Raw genomic sequence first — 16,713 nt, forward strand, 5'->3', positions numbered from 1 at the left:
AATTAATCATTATTTTTTAGTGGAAGATATAAGAGATTTCTCTACAAGTAAAGACTCAAATAATTGAAATTCACTATGTTTTAAATAACGATAACATTGTGGAGGGTGAAATCTGGGAATTTTGGTTCTCAATGTTTCTAGTTCTATAGGATGATGTAGCTTGTTTACATTTTTAATAAAAATAGCAACTATTGTTGAAGCAGTATGGTAATATTTATTGTACTCATTACAACTAATTCCAGCTATATTTTTAATAATTTTCCAAAAATCATTGATGTCTTTTGGCGTGGCTTGAATTTCATTTTGAATGATATTATCTACTTCAAATGTAGCAACTAAAGCTTTTGTGGGAGATGTAACATATACTAAAACTAAGTCACCATTCTTTAAACGAGTACGAACACGACGGAGTTCTACTTTTTTCTTGCCGGATAATATCATTTCCGCGTATTTCGGTTTAATTGATAAAATTAATATATTTTCAGGCATCATTATCTTAATTTTTAAGTTTTTTTATGCAACCTAAATTGTAAAATTTCAGAAAGTGGGAATTTTGAATTTTAAACGGTGATGGTAATGTTGTCTTATTATCTAAGACTTCTTGAACCTTTTGTAATGGGATAGGATATTTCAATAACTCTGTATTACTGAAACGGATTGCCATTATATCACCATTTTTGTCTGGAGATATATTGATAATATCATCTAATTTGTAGACTCCTAATCTTTGAAAACGTTGATAAAGTTCTTTGGGCTTTCCAATGAGGACTTCATCAATAAATGAACAAGCTTTGATAGAACTTACTCCACAATATGATTTATCTTGACTCACATACCACAAAATTCTGCCAGGAGAATTTAGTAATTTTCGATGTGTGACTGTTTTATAGTAAACGGCTTCACGGTTGAATGAAAGTCCTATTTTTTTGGGTTCTAATTCTAATAATGGTAATAAAGTTTGTTGAGCTAAATCTTCATCAAATAAATCCTGCGCCCATCTAGGTTGAATAGGAATAATAAAATTATTGATTTGTGAATCAATAATTTTTGCTGGAAAAAGAAATTTCTCAAAATCTGCTGATGCTTTAACATCATTAAGCAATAATTCTGAATTAAGACTCTCAGCAATTTTTAAACAAAAGTCATATTCTTGAGTTAAAGAATAACCTAAGTTATTCAAGTGTTTTGATAAATCTGAAGCTGTTTCCGCAACGGCTAAATTTATTTTAAACCATCCATTATTAACTCGAATAAAGTTATCGTCCTGAATAGCATTAATCACTGTTTCTTCTAAATAGGGATCAGTAATTCTAGTAAATTGCCTACCTTCATTAGCTGAAAGCAATATAGATTTAAAAATTATATGTCGTGCTAATGTAGCTGCAAGAGGATTTTTGCTAACTCTCAATAGGGGAATTTCTAACTCATTATTTTTAGTTTTGCCATAAACAAATAAAGCAATAGGTAACTGTTCTTTATTTAATACAACGTAACTTTCAAACTTGTCTGTATCTGAAATAAATCTACGTAAATATTGCCTAAATGCGGATGTAGTTTCTGTTCGAGAATCAGAAACAAAATATTGAGTTAATAATTTTTCTTGTCCTCGTTGAACTCGAACTTTCTTTAATGAAGAACCAGCCAAGCGTACAGGCTGATAATCAGGTTTGTTACGAAGTTCATCTAGTTGATTAATTAGTTCATGAGGAGTTAAAATTGACAGTTTAAAATTTTCATATACCTCATCTGCAATTCCTAATAAATTATCTTCTTTGCTGATGAATACATGAGAATCTGATGCTATAGCTCTGGCTAAATGTCGTAAGTCAATATCTTCTATAAATACTCCTTTACTTAATAAAAATTTTTGTAAATTTTCTTTAACTGTCTCTAAATTTTGATTGAGGCATGGTAGAGAAGTAAATCTTTGAGCTAGTTCTGTTTGTAATTTTCTTTCTTGATCATCACTAATTAGACTGATATAGTTAAAAATTTCATCCGTTATACATAATTCTAATTCTGGTTCTAGCCAATCACTCAAAAGCAATTTTGCATGATCATTTTCTTGATACTCATCTTTATATAAATTCAAATAAATACTTCTATCTATGATTACACAAAGTTTAGACTCTAATTTTTGTATAGGTAGAGAAGACAATAAATTATTATGTCCATGATCCAACCACCAAAATCCCAGAAGTTTTCCAGCTTTATTTTTTCCTGGTTTATCATATTTATAAACAAAACCTAGCCTTGACCACATAGATTGTAGTCCATAATCATGGCGACAGCTTAACCCAATACCCCTATATTTTTCTACAGTAACTTTTTTGAGTTCGTTAACTAATAGGTCGGGAATTCCTTGCTTTCTATATGATGGAGATATACAAAGATGAACAATAGTAATTCTGTCATAAGAATTACGATATAATAAATATCCAATACATTCACTTTCAGAGTCAATGGCTATAAGAATCTGACGTTTAGCAGCACGTTCTATAAAAGCATCTTTAGGAAATAATCCGAGAGTTGACCTATGAGGCTTCCATAAATCTATGACATCCGAAAGATAAGAAGATTCAGCATTTATTGATTCTATTTTTATGCTATTATTTTTATATTTTTTATCCATGTTTTTACTTGAAGTATAGAGTAAACAGCATCTGAATTATTTAAACAAAAGTGGTGTATAACTTCCTTATCTCTAGTTCTGTTGTACTTGGTAGACTACTTCTCTTTCTGCTTCCAAACCCTGAAATAAATTATTCAGTTCTAAACCAGCATCTTCCATAATGGCCGTAATTTGGTTTGCTATTTGTGGTACTTAGAGTTTTTTGGATGTCAGTAAAAAAAATACTTGTAACCTAAGGTGGTTGAGGCTTTGGATTTTCTTTTTTCTTGTCCTTCGCTCCTATCCCTACTGGACGCTTCGCGTTAGCGATACGTGGTTTATTCCCTCTTCTCCCAACTCATGTAACAATTATACCCAATTACCTCTGCTTAAACCCAAATCAACAACAGCCAAAACGAAATTGTTAAAATGTAATTCAGAAGGTACCTGACATCCCAGATGGATGGTAAAACAGATAAACTTGTAAAATTAAACACGCTGATATTCTAAAAATGGTGAAAGCATCTGCTAAGTTCGATTTTGAAGACGAAAAATTTAATGCCCCACCGTCTCAAGTCCTTCCGTGGGGTTTGATGATCAATCCTCGTTATGGTACGGATGGTTTACAAAGCTATGGTTTGGCTATTAGCCAGGATAATGCCCAAGCGGTTGGGTTTAAGCCTGATGATAATTGGCAACAAGTAGAGCATGAATTTAGTTCCGGAACGGAAACGGTGTTTATTAGCACCACTCCCCGATTAGTAATAGTCCGTCGTGGTCCACTATCTGTTAAAGACCGGGAAACTGGTATGAAATTGGGTACTTTTAAAGATAATTATGATGCTTTTTTAGCAGATAAAGTTAAATTTAAAACTTTTACTCGCCATCTCATTTTTTTAGTAGGTGAAGATAAAAAGTTTTTGCATCAATCACCAATACAATTAACTTTGAGTGGTGCAGCGGGAGCAAGTTTTGGTAAAAGTTACGCTGAATATCAACAAGGTAGAATCACTGGCGGTTTTGCTGGAGAATTAGAAAAAGCTTATGCTGGTTTTCAAAAGAAACCTCTAACTCCCAAGGGTCCTTTATTTCACGCTCACGGAATTTTTTGCCCAATCATTGAATGTGAAGAAAGAGGGATTGAACCTAATATTGCTTTGGTAGCTTCAACTGTAGATTACAAACATCCTACAGTTTCCACTTTAATTGATTATATGATTGCCTCTGATTCTCCTGAGTCGGAAATAATTTGTAAGACTTTTGAAGAATACAAAGAATTTGGTAAGGAAGTTATGAAACCAGACATTGCTAAAGTGGAAATGCCTGGTGTTACTAATTCCTATATCTATGCAGATGATGATGATTTTGCTTATCCACCGTATTAAGAGGGTGTAGGGGGAGCAGGGGAGCAGGGGAGCAGGGGAGCAGGGGAGCAGGGGAAGCAGGGGGAGCAGGGGAAGCAGGGGAAGCAGGGTAAAAATTAATTCTTTCTTCTTATCCTTCTGCCTCCTGCCTCCTGAACTCCTGACTCCTGACTCCTGACTCCTGACTCCTGCCTCCTGACTCCTATTCTTTCAGTAGCAAATAATACAGTGAACCATTGCCGCCTGTAATGCCGGCGCGATCGCCTGCTAATTTACCTGTACCCATGAAATAATCTACTCTTCCTGGGCCTTTAATGGCGCTGCCTGTATCCTGATCTAATACAAAGCGGCTAACTCTACGCGCTTCGAGTCTGCCACGACTATTAGGATAGGGAAATGAATTGTTAATCAGTGCGAGTGCGCCTGGAGGCATGAGAGATTTATCTGTAGCTATAGAACGTTCTGCGGTTACAGGTACGCTAATACTGCCTGTAGCTGGCGCTCCGTTGGTTTCTTGAAAGAAAACAAATCTTTCCCAACGAGGTAAATAATTACTCATTTCCCTGGGGTTTTGACGGAAATAACTGAGTAACTTGGGCATTGTTAAACCGCTGAGTGGCAATTTACCATCTTTTGCTAGTTCTCCACCAATACTAGTCCAAGGATAATCTGTTCCTCCTGCAAACCCAACAGAGGTTCTTTGACCATTGGTTAATTTAATTTGAGCAGAACCTTGAATTTGAATCATGTAGGGATCAAAGCGATCGCGAAACCAAAGCATTTCTAACCCACGTAGCTTGCTTTTGTTCCCTAATAAACCATCTTTCCCTTCTAAATCAACTCTTTTGGGATGGGGTTTAGCCCATTCTTTAAAATCTGGTGGTACTCTATACAAGGGATATTTGTATACTGAAGTTCTGACACGGCTGGCAGTATACTCAGGCTCATAATAAGCAGTAAATTTAACAGTACCCTTGCCATCGTTGCCTATGGACTGGTAAAAGACAAATTCCTTATGGACAGCGGCTTGTAGTTCAGCAGCTGACTTGGAACTCAACACCAGTTGGCGGAAGCGTACCAAACTCCGACGCACACGATCCAGAGTAATTTCTGGGATTGAATAAGTTTGATAAACAGCGATCGCTTTATTAGTTCCCAGGTAACGCAAACTGTTATCTATAGAAGTTAACAAAGCTTGGCGATCGCCATTTCTCCCCCAGAGTTGCTCATCCCAACCCAAGCAATTTTGGGAGTTACAAGCGGTTGCAGGGCTGATGGGTTGGAGTGGTGGTACAACTTCAGGTGTAACAGGTACAGGTGCTGGTACAGGTACAGGTACAGGTGCTGGCTGGGGAATAATAACTTGAGCGACAACAGGCCAAAGTGGATTTACAACAGCAATTCCCAGACTCAAGGACAGCAAAGCAAGGGTTTTTCTCATCATTTATCGTTCAATACTAGAATTAAAAATTGGTTCTACCCGAATTCCGACAATCCGAGACGGACGTACCACCATATATTCACCTTGAATATTCTTAATCGGTACGCTGATAAAATCATTAGAAGCAGATTTTGGTACAAGCTCACCACTATACCACTTCTGAAACTCTTGAATAGTAGGAAAACGTACTTCTTCCCGATGACCACTTTCTAACAGCAGGTAGACGGCGTATTCGTTTGGAGTTCTAGGCATAAATTCACATCATTTTTAATACATCCAACCCATTGTTAACCACGTCAGCCCCCAATGAAAAGAGTAAGCACACGGGAAAAGTATCAGATGTACCAAAATCACAGAGAGTTTAGAACTTTTACTTTCGCCTCACGACGCTTGCTTCTCCAGAAATAGTTCCCAACTTTTTAGCCGTCCCCAGTTCCCAGTCCCTAAAATAATTTGAATCGTGCTAACTGGGTTTCAATCGCGCCTGTGAGGATTTTATTTAGTTCTTCACTATCTTGAAATTGTAAAATTTGCGGTATGGGTAAATCAAAGGGAAATTGCCCCTCTAATTCTGGACGTTGCTGATGTACCAGTAAAATTTGCTCAGACCGCTTACTTTCCATCGCATAACCAATTTCTACGCAGACATTGGGACTGGGAATTAATTGATGGGTTTCTTTAGTTTCCACGCTTGTAATAGGTGTGGTGTCAGCAATAAATAATAAACTTTTACGGATTTTCCGCATCATGGTACGGTTCAGCCGCAGTGGTGCGTTCTTGGGACGAGATGATTCTATTAATGTTAGAGGTAGACGCGATCGCAAATTTAAGGTTTTCAAACTTGCTTGCAATTCTTCTCTGACTAAATCACTGGCTATTGCATATTCAGTTTGATAGCAGAAAAAAATTGTTGGTTCTAACTGCGCTAACAACGCCTGTTTAGTAAAATAAATCTCATGACTAATTAAGTCAATATTAGCTACACAATAACCACCACTACCCTCAATATAAAATTCAGTATTTTCACCTTCCAGATAACGTTTAAACCAAGTAGATGCTTTAACTTCATCACTATCTTCCAGAAAATCCACACGCAATCCAGTTTTGAGCAGGCTTTTTTTACTCAAACGAATGTCTGGAGGACGTTTTTCCAATTCTGAAATTGGTTCATAATCTTGTAGATACCACGCTCTGAGCGCAATTATTGACATAAAAGGCTATTTAAACTGTCTTTTCTATTCAATTGTAGTACAAACTTACGCATTAGCTCAGTTATCAGCTGATTACCCTATTTCTTTTCACCTGTCACCTGTCACCTCATAACAAACAACAACACCCAACATCTACTAGCTTGGTTTCTCCCTCCCCTTGTTTATTCTAACCAGGGATGTACTACCTTTCACCACCTTGATAAACAAGGAATGAAAACCAGTCACATTGCCCCCTGATTCTCTCTAATTTGAGGGAATATAAGCGTTCGCGTTGGGTGTTGTTCTGATTTGACGAGACAGATAGGAATTTAACAGCGGTTTTAACCTCTTACTACTTTTCTTTCTAACTCTAGCTGTTTGATCTGCCAGGGAAGCTTTCTTCTTTAGCTTCAAGTATTAGAATAACATCTCTAATTTGGAGTGGGTATATTTGCAATTAAACTTTACTTTTATCGTAAAGAAAAGTTTAATAAATAGGTTCATTAAAGCCTTAAACACTCAACAGATAAATGTTTATAGTTTTGTGGCATTCAATAGTAATTACTCATAAATATTTTAAGTTTTGAAAACATACAGCAGCTTAGAGGTTAGATCCCCCACTTCTCAAAGGAGTCGGGAATCTGGGTATTCTGGGTAGTTTTTTAAGGTTGACTTACTTGGCTCAAAAATACAGGTTCCCATCCTCCCGCAAAAAATCGCGTTGCCTCCCTATCTGGGAAATTTGAGGGGAATTTCAATCCAGAATTCTGTACCTTTTCCTGGTTGTGATATGCACTCCATCAAACCGCCATGTTTTTCTACTACAATTTGGTAGCTAATTGCTAATCCTAATCCTGTACCTTTACCTACAGGTTTAGTGGTAAAAAACGGGTCAAAAATGCGCTTTTTCACATCTTCACTCATGCCTGGTCCATTATCTGCAATGCTAATGAGGAGATAGGAATTGTGTGCAGAAACTCTGGTAGAAATACGAATAGTAGGTGAGGGTTTGCTATCATCAGCGTTTTGTTTTTCTTCTATTTCATCGGTTAAAATATCAATAGCATTGCTAATAACATTCATGAATACTTGATTCATTTGTCCGGCATAGCATTCTACTTTTGGCAAATCACCATAATCTTTGATCACTTCAATACCAGAAAAATGCCCGTGTGGCTTCAGTCGATGTTGTAAAATCAATAAAGTGTTATCAATGCCTTCATGCAAGTCAACACATTTGTTTTCAGCTTCATCAAGACGGGAAAAATTGCGTAATGATAGTACGATAGAACGAATTCGCTCTGAACCTACTTTCATTGATGACATGATTTTCGGCAGGTCTTGTACCAAAAAATTAAAGTCTATGGACTCCATAGTGGCAAGAATTTCACTGTCAGGGTTGGGATATTTGGACTGGTAGAGTTGTAAAAGGTTGAGTAGGTCTTCTGTGTAGTTGCTGGCATGACAGAGGTTGCCATATATAAAGTTGACGGGGTTGTTGATTTCGTGCGCTATACCCGCTACTAGTTGTCCTAAACCGGACATTTTTTCCGTTTGAATTAATTTGGCTTGGGTTTCTTGGAGTTGATGGAGAGTATGCTCTAATTGTGCTGCTTTTGCTGTGGCTGAGGCTTCTGCTGCACAACTTTGTTCGTAAAGCTGGGCTTGTTGAATGGCGATCGCTGCTTGGTCTGCTAATTGTTGCAATAAATTAATTTCTGCATCTTGCCAAGTTCTAGCAAATTCACACTGGTGGGCAACTAGTAAACCCCACAGTTGGTTTCCCATTCTAATGGGTACAATCAAATTGGCTTGGACTTGCATATTTACCAACAGGTCTAAATGGCAAGGAGTCAATGTATCTATGGATACGTTATTAATTGCTCTGACCCTGCCTTCTAAGTAAAGTTGGACATACTCTTGAGGAAAACAAGCTGATGATAACTTCAGCCCCAAAACTGACGGCCAACTACCATTACTTTCTTCTACAATTACTTCGCCATCATATTCACTCATTAATTTATAAATCAGCACTCGGTCAGAATTAAGCAGAGAACGGACTTCCCTCACAATGGTTTGTAGGGTTGTATTCAAGTCCAATGTGCTGCGAATCTGATCTGTGATTTGTTTGAGTGCTTTTGTCAACAATAATGTTTTTTCTATTTCTGCGGTTTGTTCCTGGACTCTAACTTCTAAGTTGGCATTGAGTGTTTGTAATTCCTGATTTGTTTGCTGCTGCTGAATTGCCATTGAGAAGTTATGGGACAAAGCTTGCGCTAGTAATATTTCTTCATGGTTCCATGCAGGTGCTAGTCCTTTTCTTTCTTCTCTCCAAACTTCAAAAGAAAGGCGTGGTAATTCTTGATGCCTATTAGAGTCTGTTCTACCTGCCCAGAGGATTTCAATATTCAATTCTGCTCGAAAAATAGTTAATACACCGATGAATTTTTCGCGGTAGTGCAGGGGAATTACCATCATTCCCCGAATCTGAGTAGACCGAAAGGCTATGGCTAAAACTCTTAATTTTGCTTGTTTATAAAGGTCAGGAATGGCTAAGATTTGATCGGGTTGGTATTCCGAAATCCAGTTTTGCCAAACGGGATGTTTTTCCAATACATTGTTTTCCAGTTCATTAGCTAGTTGTGGTTGTTCTCCAAAGGTGTATAGTTCTTCATTCTGTTCAATGTAAATCCTGCCACCTATGCCTTTAAAGGATGTAATCGTTATTTCTAGTGCTTTTTGTAGTTGGATGGTTGGTAGTTGATGGAGGAGGGTTGCGACTTGGTTAATGATGGCTTCTCGCTGTTGTTTTTCCCTGGCTTCACTGAGTAGGTTACTTTGAGAAATGGCGATCGCTACTTGATCTGCTATTTGCTGTACTACCTTGAGTTCTTTTTTCAGGATTGTTCGTTCCTGACTATGATGAGATACTAGTAATCCCCACAGTTTTGGCTGTTTTGATTCTCCTTTGGGATCATATTCTAGAATTGGCACTACTAGGGAAGATTCAACACCCATAGCCTTTAAGTATTGAATATGGCAGGGGTCTAATTGCCGATAGTGAATATTCTCTGTCAGTAAAGATTTGCCATTTTTTGCCGACTTCAGGGGTGATAGTCCTATTATTCCCTTAGTTACATCTACTATGGAGCGTTGTCTTGTTAACAAAAACATCTCTTTTGCAGATGCGGGAATGTCATTAGCTGGAAAATGAAGCCCCAGTAATGATGGTAAATTTTGTTGATGAATAGATTCCGCAATGACTTCACCGCTACCATCCGATGCAAATCGATATATCTTGACTCGATCTGTTCCCAAGAATGATCGCACTTCTGTAACAGTATTTGTTAATATTTCTTGAAGTTCAAGCGATCGCCGAATCTGTTTGATCATCCGGTGCAGTAAAGTTTCTTGATCTATTTGCTGCAATCGGTTTGGCTTATCTGTAAAAGTCATTACAAATCTTCACCTTATCTATAAACTGTTTTTAACCCATTTCCCTGGCGTGAAGTTATCACTTAAATCTTTTATTTACAGCACTTTGTCATTTGGTACAAAATTAAACCCTATAACCTTTGACTATATAAGTATTTTAGATACTTAGGTATGTACATTTGATATGAAAAGTGTTGTATAGATTTATTATCTTTTATTTACCGCACTTTGTCATTTGGTACAAAATTAAATCCTATAACCTTAACTATATAAGCCTTTTAGATATTTAGGTGTATACATTTGATATGAAAAGTATTGTATAGATTTATTATCTTTTATTGATGAAATTTCATCTTATTATAACAGTATAGCAAATTATGTATCCGCATATCTTCCTTTTTTTCAGTATAAATACTTGTTTTTCAGTATGAATACTTGCTCCTTGGAGAGTTTTTAGCATCATATTCAACAAAATAATCCTCTTTCATCAAGTTTTATTCAGAAATCGCCGTCATACCCCGTCTCTCTACCTACGGTGTACACGCAAATGCCTACCTTATAGGTTTCAGGGTTTTTAGCCTCTGACTAACTGACGGATTTCTTCTCTTACACTCATCAGGATTTTACCCAGGTGATTTTGACCAGTCTTATCGGCACCACAGCCCCAAAAATAATCTGTAGGTGAGTTTTCCACCAGAACTTCATCACCAGTTACTAAAAGAATCTCTTGAATATCCGTATGCGTAATAAATTTTTTTAGTACAGCTGCACGCATCACATCAGTTTTGACCATCTCCCAGTCATAACGTAGTTTTCTCGTACCACAACGTCCCAAAGCGGCGGCTTCTTCAGGGGTAGCAGCAGCATGAATTGAGGGTATAATAATTGCTTCTTCACTACCAACAAACTTTTGTGCTTGATAATAATGCTCAACAGTTGGCCAGTAAGTACCCTGGATTTCGATTGGATGGGGAGAAAAGTTAGAAAAACAGCCATAGGGCTGCCAAACTTTGTAAAAGTAAATGGTCATTTGAAAATTGCTCTTTTATAAGTAGTCGTGCAAAATAAATTTCATATTGAGGAGACAGAACTCTTAACTCTTAACTCTTAACAGAGAACAGGTAAGGAGTACAGAGATTTTTGTTTTCAATAACTATTTGCAATTAATTTTGCTTGTATATGAAATTTTATCTGTCTCTTGGACTGATGCACACTGCTACTAACCTCAAGACAGAAGATATCACTCGGAAAACAATTCTATTTTGGTAGCCAACTCTATTTCTGAGGTTGATATGAAAGTGAAGAATGAGGAACGTAAAAGAAGTACACTGCTAATTGCTGCGGGAATTTTCCTGGGTCTGGGTTTGGGAGGGTTTATTGATGGCATTTTGTTGCATCAAATTCTGCAATGGCATCACATGATCAGTAATATCCAACCACCAACAACTATCTCAAATATAGAGTTAAACATGGTCTGGGATGGTTTATTTCATGCTTTAGACTGGATTTTTACTGTTATAGGAGTTATTTTACTGTGGGAAGCTGGCAAGCAGCACGATGGTGCTTGGTCGTTACAAATCTTTGTCGGGTCAATACTTATGGGTAGCGGGTTATTTAATGTAGTGGAAGGATTGATAGATCATCAAATTCTCGGTATTCATCATGTCAAACCAGGGACAAATCAGTTAGCTTGGGATTTAGGATTTTTGGCTCTAGGTACATTACTTGTAATTATTGGCTGGATAATGATACAAAAGGTAAGAATTCAGGAGTCAGCAGTCAGGAGTCAGAATATTTGAGAAGTTGGTTAATTATCAAATAAGTATTTTTGCCGTTAGCCTGAAAAACCTAACTGTTGATGTCTGTGCCTCTTTCAGGGAAACTATGTCTACGACACACTACGTTAACGCCTAGCGTGCCGTATAACTCCTACATCGTCACGCGAGTTATAGGCATTAATTGAATGGGCATTGGGCATCATTAGTTATTCATGGGAGGTGACACAGGAACTCATTAATTACCCTAGCTGAAGCCGGCGTAACTATTACAAATTACGAATTACGAATTATGTCTACAGATGCTTTTGAAAAAACAAATTCGGGTTGGCAGATTTATTTGTGGCAGCAACAAGTAGGAGAATGGCTAGACTACCAGTTGTCTCGCTTTCAACAAACTCTGCCACAGTTACCTCCTGGATGGTCAATTAGTCCTTGGGTAGTTGAGTTAATAAAAATCTTCTCTTGGATAATATTCTGTTTATTTATAGTTTGGTTAGGTTGGCGATTATGGCTAGAATTTAATCCTTATATCTATGCTTGGATTAGAAAAATTGGTGGTTCAACTATCACGGATTCTCAAATTCAAACCCGTGAATTATCCATCCAATTGATGCTAACAAAAGCACAGGAATTATATCAACAGTGTGACTATCGTGAAGCTTGTCGTTTTTTATATTTAGCTACTTTACAGCAATTACATGAAAAAGCGATCGCACTGCAAAAACCTAGCCGCACTGATAGAGAATATCTGCAATTACTAACTTCTGCGGTAAATCCCATTCAACCTTATGAAACTTTAATTACTACTCATGAGCAATTATGTTTTAGTAATGCGGAAATTCTAGCAGAAAATTATCAACAATGCCGACAAGCCTATCAAGAACTCTTTAATTCGTAATGCTAAAGGCAGGAGGCAGGAGGCAGAAGGCAGGAGTATGGCTTACGCCACGCTTCGCTATCAGGAGGATAAGAAGAAAATATTTCCCTCATCTCCCTCATCTCCCTCATCTCCCCCATCTCCCCTGCTCCCCTGCTCCTCTGCTCCCCTGCCCCCATCCCCCAACCCAACACCCTCAGATGAAACAACGGAATCGTGTAATTTGGCTAGGTGCGATCGCTCTCGCAGTGATGATTTTACTGAGTTTAATACTTGCTCCCAGCAGCAAAATTAAAAATGGTTCTAGTTATAATCGCGCACCTGAAGGTTATGGTGCTTGGTATGCTTTTATGCAAGATCAGGGAAAAGATATCCAACGTTGGCAAAAGCCTTTTGATGATATTGCCGCAGAAAAACAACTGACAACGTTAATTCAGGTCAGTAGTCAACCGCAAATTGCAGGATTATCTCCACAAGAACGGGAGTGGGTAGAAAAGGGCAACACCTTAGTGATTTTGGGAGTACAACAGCCCACAACAGCAGCAGAATTTAGCACCAACCAGAAATCACCCGTTGGTGATGTCAAGATTGATACTAGCCGAAGATATCGGAAATCTAAACCGGAAGAAGTTGTTTTAGGCGATCGCTTTGGTGCTGTCGTTTGGGAAAATAATTATGGCAAAGGTAAAGTAATTTTTGCAACTACACCTTATTTAGCCGCTAATGCCTATCAAGATGAAGCAAATTTTCAATATTTAGCTGATTTAGTCACTAAAAGTAGACAAAAAATTTACATAGATGAATATATTCACGGATATAAAGACTCTGATGTTAGACAAAAAGAAGGCGAAAGTGACTTATTAAGCTACCTAGCCAAAACTCCTTTATTACCAGCACTGATACAGTCAAGTGTACTGTTACTAGTAATGATTGTGGCTCAAAATCGTCGCTTTGGTCAACCAGTAACTTTAGAGACACCAGTTATAGACAACAGCCAAGCTTATATCCAAGCATTAGCAGGAGTATTACAAAAAGCCAACTCAACCGACTTTGTGCTGGAAATGGTAGGTAAACAAGAACAACTGCAACTGCAACAAGCATTAGGATTAGGTCAAATACCAGTCGAACATCAGGTTTTACTACAAGTGTGGTCAGAAAAAACAGGTATAAGTGCAGCCGATTTGGATGCAGTATTAAAACTACAAGAAAAAAAACACCGTATCAGTGAAAAAGACCTGTTAAGCTGGTTGCGTAAATGGCGTATACTCAGAAGAATTAAAAATTAAACACTAAGCATTAAGCATTAAAAAACATTTGTGGAAATTGTCAGCACCAATTTCTCCCATTTTTCCCAAAACTCGGAAATTTCCATCCCGAAATTCCCATCAATTAAATTCTCAATGACTATGTAACAAAACTCTATTACCTACACCCATAATTTTACAAATCAAATAGGACTGCTATATGAGTGCAACACATCCAGTATTAATTCGTCTTGGACAACAACTCAATCAAATAGTTGTAGGACAATCCAACCTCATCAAACAATTACTAATAGCATTGTTAGCAGGTGGACACATAATTTTGGAAGGAGTACCAGGAACTGGTAAAACACTCCTAGTTAAAGTATTAGCACAGTTAATTCAAGCGGATTTTCGTCGCATTCAACTAACACCAGATGTCTTACCATCAGACATTACAGGCACAAATATTTTTGACCTAAATAGCCGCGACTTCATCCTTAAAAAAGGGCCAGTATTTACAGAAATGCTGCTGGCTGATGAAATTAACCGTACTCCCCCCAAAACCCAAGCCGCACTACTGGAAGCAATGGAAGAAATGCAAGTCACCCTAGATGGTGAAAGCTTACCATTACCAGATTTATTTTGGGTGATTGCCACACAAAACCCCCTGGAATTTGAAGGTACTTATCCCTTACCAGAAGCGCAATTAGATCGGTTTTTATTTAAATTAGTTGTAGATTATCCAGATCAAGCAGCAGAAAAGCAAATGTTGCTGAATCGTCAAGCAGGTTTTGCCGCTAGACGGTTAGATATTGCACAACTAACATCAGTAACTACAGTTGCCGATATTTTACAGGCCAGACAAGCAGTTAAACAAGTCAAGATTTCCGAAGCAATAGTTGATTATCTGTTGGAATTAGTCAGAAAATCTCGTCAATATCCTGATTTAGCATTGGGTGCGTCTCCTCGTGCTGCTGGTGCTTGGTTACAGACTTCTCAAGCATCAGCTTGGTTAGCTGGGAGAGATTTTGTAACACCAGATGATGTCAAAGCAGTAGCTTCACCACTTTTGCGTCATCGTCTGCTGTTGAAACCAGAAGCAATGTTAGATGGTTTACAACTTGATGCAGTAATTGCAGCAATAATTAGCCAAGTTCCAGTTCCTCGATAATCCCAACTCAGTATTTTTATTTTCTTAAAGTTGACAAAAATATTGCTAGAGTTTAGTTTATTATCATCCTCCTGGAGATAGATATAAAGCTGTGATACTCCCTTCCCAGCATCAGATGACTATCTTCTTCTTCTTTCTTCTCTTCGCGTCCTTTGCGTCTATCCCTGCGGGACACTTCGTGAACGCGGTTTATTTAATCTGTATTTTTCTAGCAGCAAAAGAGTAGATGACAGAATAAAAAATCCGTAAGAATTCCCAATAGGTAAAACCTTGAAGATCAGATTCAGAAACTCAGTTAATCTGGTTAATTTTGTCGTGAAATAAATAATTTTTGCCCAATTAACCAAGCTTTTAATATCGTTTAGGACTTAAGTAAGTGTCACACTCAATTTCTTTTTTAGGGTGCGTCAGATGTCGAAAATCTTGGTTCTACTAAAAATTTTACTCTTATCCAGCATTCTAACTCTGGTGTTAGTGATTATTTATATCAATCCTATTTTTCAGCAAAATGATTCTAACTTATTTAGCAAAAGTAGCACCACAATTATCAATAAAAGCACGTTTGTGAGCGGAAAATTTAAAGTAATTTATGCTGCCTTACAACGAAAAAATTCTATTATTAGACAAGATAGATTTCAAAAATATCAGTCATTTGAAAAATTAGCAAATAAGCTAAATAAAGTTTTAATTATGCCCAATGATATCACAATTATTTTAGGTGATTGTGGTGCTGTTAATGCTTACTATAAATCTTCTGAACATAGTATTACTATTTGTTATGAATTAATAGATAGATTCACAGATGTATTTTTGAATGACTACAAATCAAGGCAACTGAATATCAATCAACCTGAAGTCATAAATAAAGTTAATCGTCGGGTAGCTGGTACAACTGTTTTTACTTTTTTCCATGAATTAGGACATACACTGATAGAAGAATTAGATTTACCTGTAACTGGTAAAGAAGAAGATACAGTTGATGAATTTTCTACTATTTTATTATCAGAATTAGGACAAGAGTTTGCAGCTTTAGCATCTGCTGTCCAGTTTGGATTGTCTGGAAATAGGGAAATAGAAAGTGTAAGTAAGGATTTATCTTTCTGGGATGAACATTCTTTGAATTACCAAAGATTTTATAATATTATTTGTTTGGTTTATGGCAAAAATCCTCAAGAATATGATGTTTTAGTGAATAAAATAGGTATCCCCCCTCAAAGACAAACAACTTGCCGTATAGATTATCATAAAAAACTTAAAGCTTGGCGGACTTTGCTAAATCCTCACCTCAGAGAAGGTGTAAACTTATTGTGATTAGGTAAGAATTTAGGTAAGGCGATAAGATCCTCTACTTCTTTTATTTATTGTGTCCACAAATTATAAATTGATGTCAGAAGTGGGGGATTTATCTTTTGAGTATTTGATATTTTTGTAACTTAAATACACAAAAAGCTAAATGTATTTACGAAATGTATTTAATTGTTATATTTTTGTAATATTTGATCACTATTCACAAATATTTCACAAATTTGCTCTAGCTTCAAAGTTAATGAGATTACTTCCATTTTCTCTCGATTTATAACTAAAACAAATTTTGTAACAACT

Annotated in this window: 13 protein-coding genes; 6 read left to right on the plus strand and 7 right to left on the minus strand. The window is 37.0% G+C overall.

Translation table 11 applies throughout. The features are described 5' to 3' along the window. Positions 1 to 9 precede the first annotated feature (9 nt). Positions 10 to 492, minus strand: a complete 483-nt coding sequence (locus ACLLO5_RS03145; protein WP_413174027.1) for an ASCH domain-containing protein — start codon at positions 490 to 492, stop codon at positions 10 to 12. A gap of 4 nt (positions 493 to 496) precedes the next feature. Then, positions 497 to 2,632, minus strand: coding sequence for a GNAT family N-acetyltransferase (locus tag ACLLO5_RS03150; protein WP_413174028.1), 2,136 nt, complete (start codon positions 2,630 to 2,632; stop codon positions 497 to 499). A gap of 494 nt (positions 2,633 to 3,126) precedes the next feature. On the opposite strand from ACLLO5_RS03150, the gene ACLLO5_RS03155 reads away from it, so the two are divergent. Continuing rightward, positions 3,127 to 3,996, plus strand: coding sequence for a DUF5895 domain-containing protein (locus tag ACLLO5_RS03155; protein ID WP_413176001.1), 870 nt, complete (start codon positions 3,127 to 3,129; stop codon positions 3,994 to 3,996). Between the two features lie 181 nt (positions 3,997 to 4,177). Here ACLLO5_RS03155 and ACLLO5_RS03160 read toward each other — a convergent pair whose 3' ends face one another. The 5 genes from ACLLO5_RS03160 to ACLLO5_RS03180 all read right to left on the minus strand — a co-directional run bounded on the left by ACLLO5_RS03160 (position 4,178) and on the right by ACLLO5_RS03180 (position 11,071). Beyond that, positions 4,178 to 5,416 (minus strand): murein transglycosylase A, encoded by a 1,239-nt coding sequence (locus ACLLO5_RS03160; RefSeq protein WP_413176003.1) that lies wholly within the window; start codon positions 5,414 to 5,416, stop codon positions 4,178 to 4,180. A 3-nt stretch (positions 5,417 to 5,419) separates the two neighbouring features. Beyond that, positions 5,420 to 5,668: a hypothetical protein gene (locus tag ACLLO5_RS03165; protein ID WP_413174029.1), complete on the minus strand. Its 249-nt coding sequence runs from the start codon at positions 5,666 to 5,668 to the stop codon at positions 5,420 to 5,422. 191 nt (positions 5,669 to 5,859) lie between these two features. After that, complete coding sequence (locus ACLLO5_RS03170; RefSeq protein WP_413174030.1) at positions 5,860 to 6,627, minus strand: hypothetical protein; 768 nt, start codon at positions 6,625 to 6,627, stop codon at positions 5,860 to 5,862. A 708-nt stretch (positions 6,628 to 7,335) separates the two neighbouring features. Then, positions 7,336 to 10,062, minus strand: a complete 2,727-nt coding sequence (locus tag ACLLO5_RS03175) for a GAF domain-containing protein (protein ID WP_413174031.1) — start codon at positions 10,060 to 10,062, stop codon at positions 7,336 to 7,338. 553 nt (positions 10,063 to 10,615) lie between these two features. After that, the gene (locus ACLLO5_RS03180; RefSeq protein WP_413174033.1) at positions 10,616 to 11,071 is read right to left on the minus strand and encodes an NADAR family protein; all 456 of its coding nucleotides are present in this window, start codon (positions 11,069 to 11,071) and stop codon (positions 10,616 to 10,618) included. A gap of 262 nt (positions 11,072 to 11,333) precedes the next feature. Here ACLLO5_RS03180 and ACLLO5_RS03185 point away from each other — a divergent pair, with 262 nt between their 5' ends. The 5 genes from ACLLO5_RS03185 (at position 11,334) to ACLLO5_RS03205 (ending at position 16,422) form a co-directional block, all read left to right on the plus strand. Beyond that, positions 11,334 to 11,840: a DUF2243 domain-containing protein gene (locus tag ACLLO5_RS03185; protein WP_413174034.1), complete on the plus strand. Its 507-nt coding sequence runs from the start codon at positions 11,334 to 11,336 to the stop codon at positions 11,838 to 11,840. A gap of 268 nt (positions 11,841 to 12,108) precedes the next feature. Continuing rightward, positions 12,109 to 12,717 (plus strand): DUF4129 domain-containing protein, encoded by a 609-nt coding sequence (locus ACLLO5_RS03190; RefSeq protein WP_413174035.1) that lies wholly within the window; start codon positions 12,109 to 12,111, stop codon positions 12,715 to 12,717. A 179-nt stretch (positions 12,718 to 12,896) separates the two neighbouring features. After that, positions 12,897 to 13,982 carry a DUF4350 domain-containing protein gene (locus ACLLO5_RS03195; RefSeq protein ID WP_413174036.1) on the plus strand — a complete coding sequence of 362 codons (1,086 nt, stop codon included), beginning with the start codon at positions 12,897 to 12,899 and terminating at the stop codon, positions 13,980 to 13,982. A 178-nt stretch (positions 13,983 to 14,160) separates the two neighbouring features. Continuing rightward, positions 14,161 to 15,111: an AAA family ATPase gene (locus tag ACLLO5_RS03200; RefSeq protein ID WP_413174037.1), complete on the plus strand. Its 951-nt coding sequence runs from the start codon at positions 14,161 to 14,163 to the stop codon at positions 15,109 to 15,111. 411 nt (positions 15,112 to 15,522) lie between these two features. After that, positions 15,523 to 16,422 (plus strand): DUF4344 domain-containing metallopeptidase, encoded by a 900-nt coding sequence (locus ACLLO5_RS03205; protein ID WP_413174038.1) that lies wholly within the window; start codon positions 15,523 to 15,525, stop codon positions 16,420 to 16,422. Positions 16,423 to 16,713 lie beyond the last annotated feature (291 nt).

It is taken from the genome of Anabaena azotica SJ-1, assembly GCF_047275885.1.
GTDB classification, from domain to species: domain Bacteria; phylum Cyanobacteriota; class Cyanobacteriia; order Cyanobacteriales; family Nostocaceae; genus Trichormus_B; species Trichormus_B azotica_A.

Bases quoted from the DNA above. Each gene is read 5' to 3' on its own strand.
- ACLLO5_RS03145 (WP_413174027.1), bottom strand. From the start codon at position 492: ATGATGCCTGAAAATATATTAATTTTATCAATTAAACCGAAATACGCG.
- ACLLO5_RS03150 (WP_413174028.1), bottom strand. From the start codon at position 2,632: ATGGATAAAAAATATAAAAATAATAGCATAAAAATAGAATCAATAAAT.
- ACLLO5_RS03160 (WP_413176003.1), bottom strand. From the start codon at position 5,416: ATGAGAAAAACCCTTGCTTTGCTGTCCTTGAGTCTGGGAATTGCTGTT.
- ACLLO5_RS03165 (WP_413174029.1), bottom strand. From the start codon at position 5,668: ATGCCTAGAACTCCAAACGAATACGCCGTCTACCTGCTGTTAGAAAGT.
- ACLLO5_RS03170 (WP_413174030.1), bottom strand. From the start codon at position 6,627: ATGTCAATAATTGCGCTCAGAGCGTGGTATCTACAAGATTATGAACCA.
- ACLLO5_RS03175 (WP_413174031.1), bottom strand. From the start codon at position 10,062: ATGACTTTTACAGATAAGCCAAACCGATTGCAGCAAATAGATCAAGAA.
- ACLLO5_RS03180 (WP_413174033.1), bottom strand. From the start codon at position 11,071: ATGACCATTTACTTTTACAAAGTTTGGCAGCCCTATGGCTGTTTTTCT.
- ACLLO5_RS03185 (WP_413174034.1), top strand. From the start codon at position 11,334: ATGAAAGTGAAGAATGAGGAACGTAAAAGAAGTACACTGCTAATTGCT.
- ACLLO5_RS03190 (WP_413174035.1), top strand. From the start codon at position 12,109: ATGTCTACAGATGCTTTTGAAAAAACAAATTCGGGTTGGCAGATTTAT.
- ACLLO5_RS03195 (WP_413174036.1), top strand. From the start codon at position 12,897: ATGAAACAACGGAATCGTGTAATTTGGCTAGGTGCGATCGCTCTCGCA.
- ACLLO5_RS03200 (WP_413174037.1), top strand. From the start codon at position 14,161: ATGAGTGCAACACATCCAGTATTAATTCGTCTTGGACAACAACTCAAT.
- ACLLO5_RS03205 (WP_413174038.1), top strand. From the start codon at position 15,523: ATGTCGAAAATCTTGGTTCTACTAAAAATTTTACTCTTATCCAGCATT.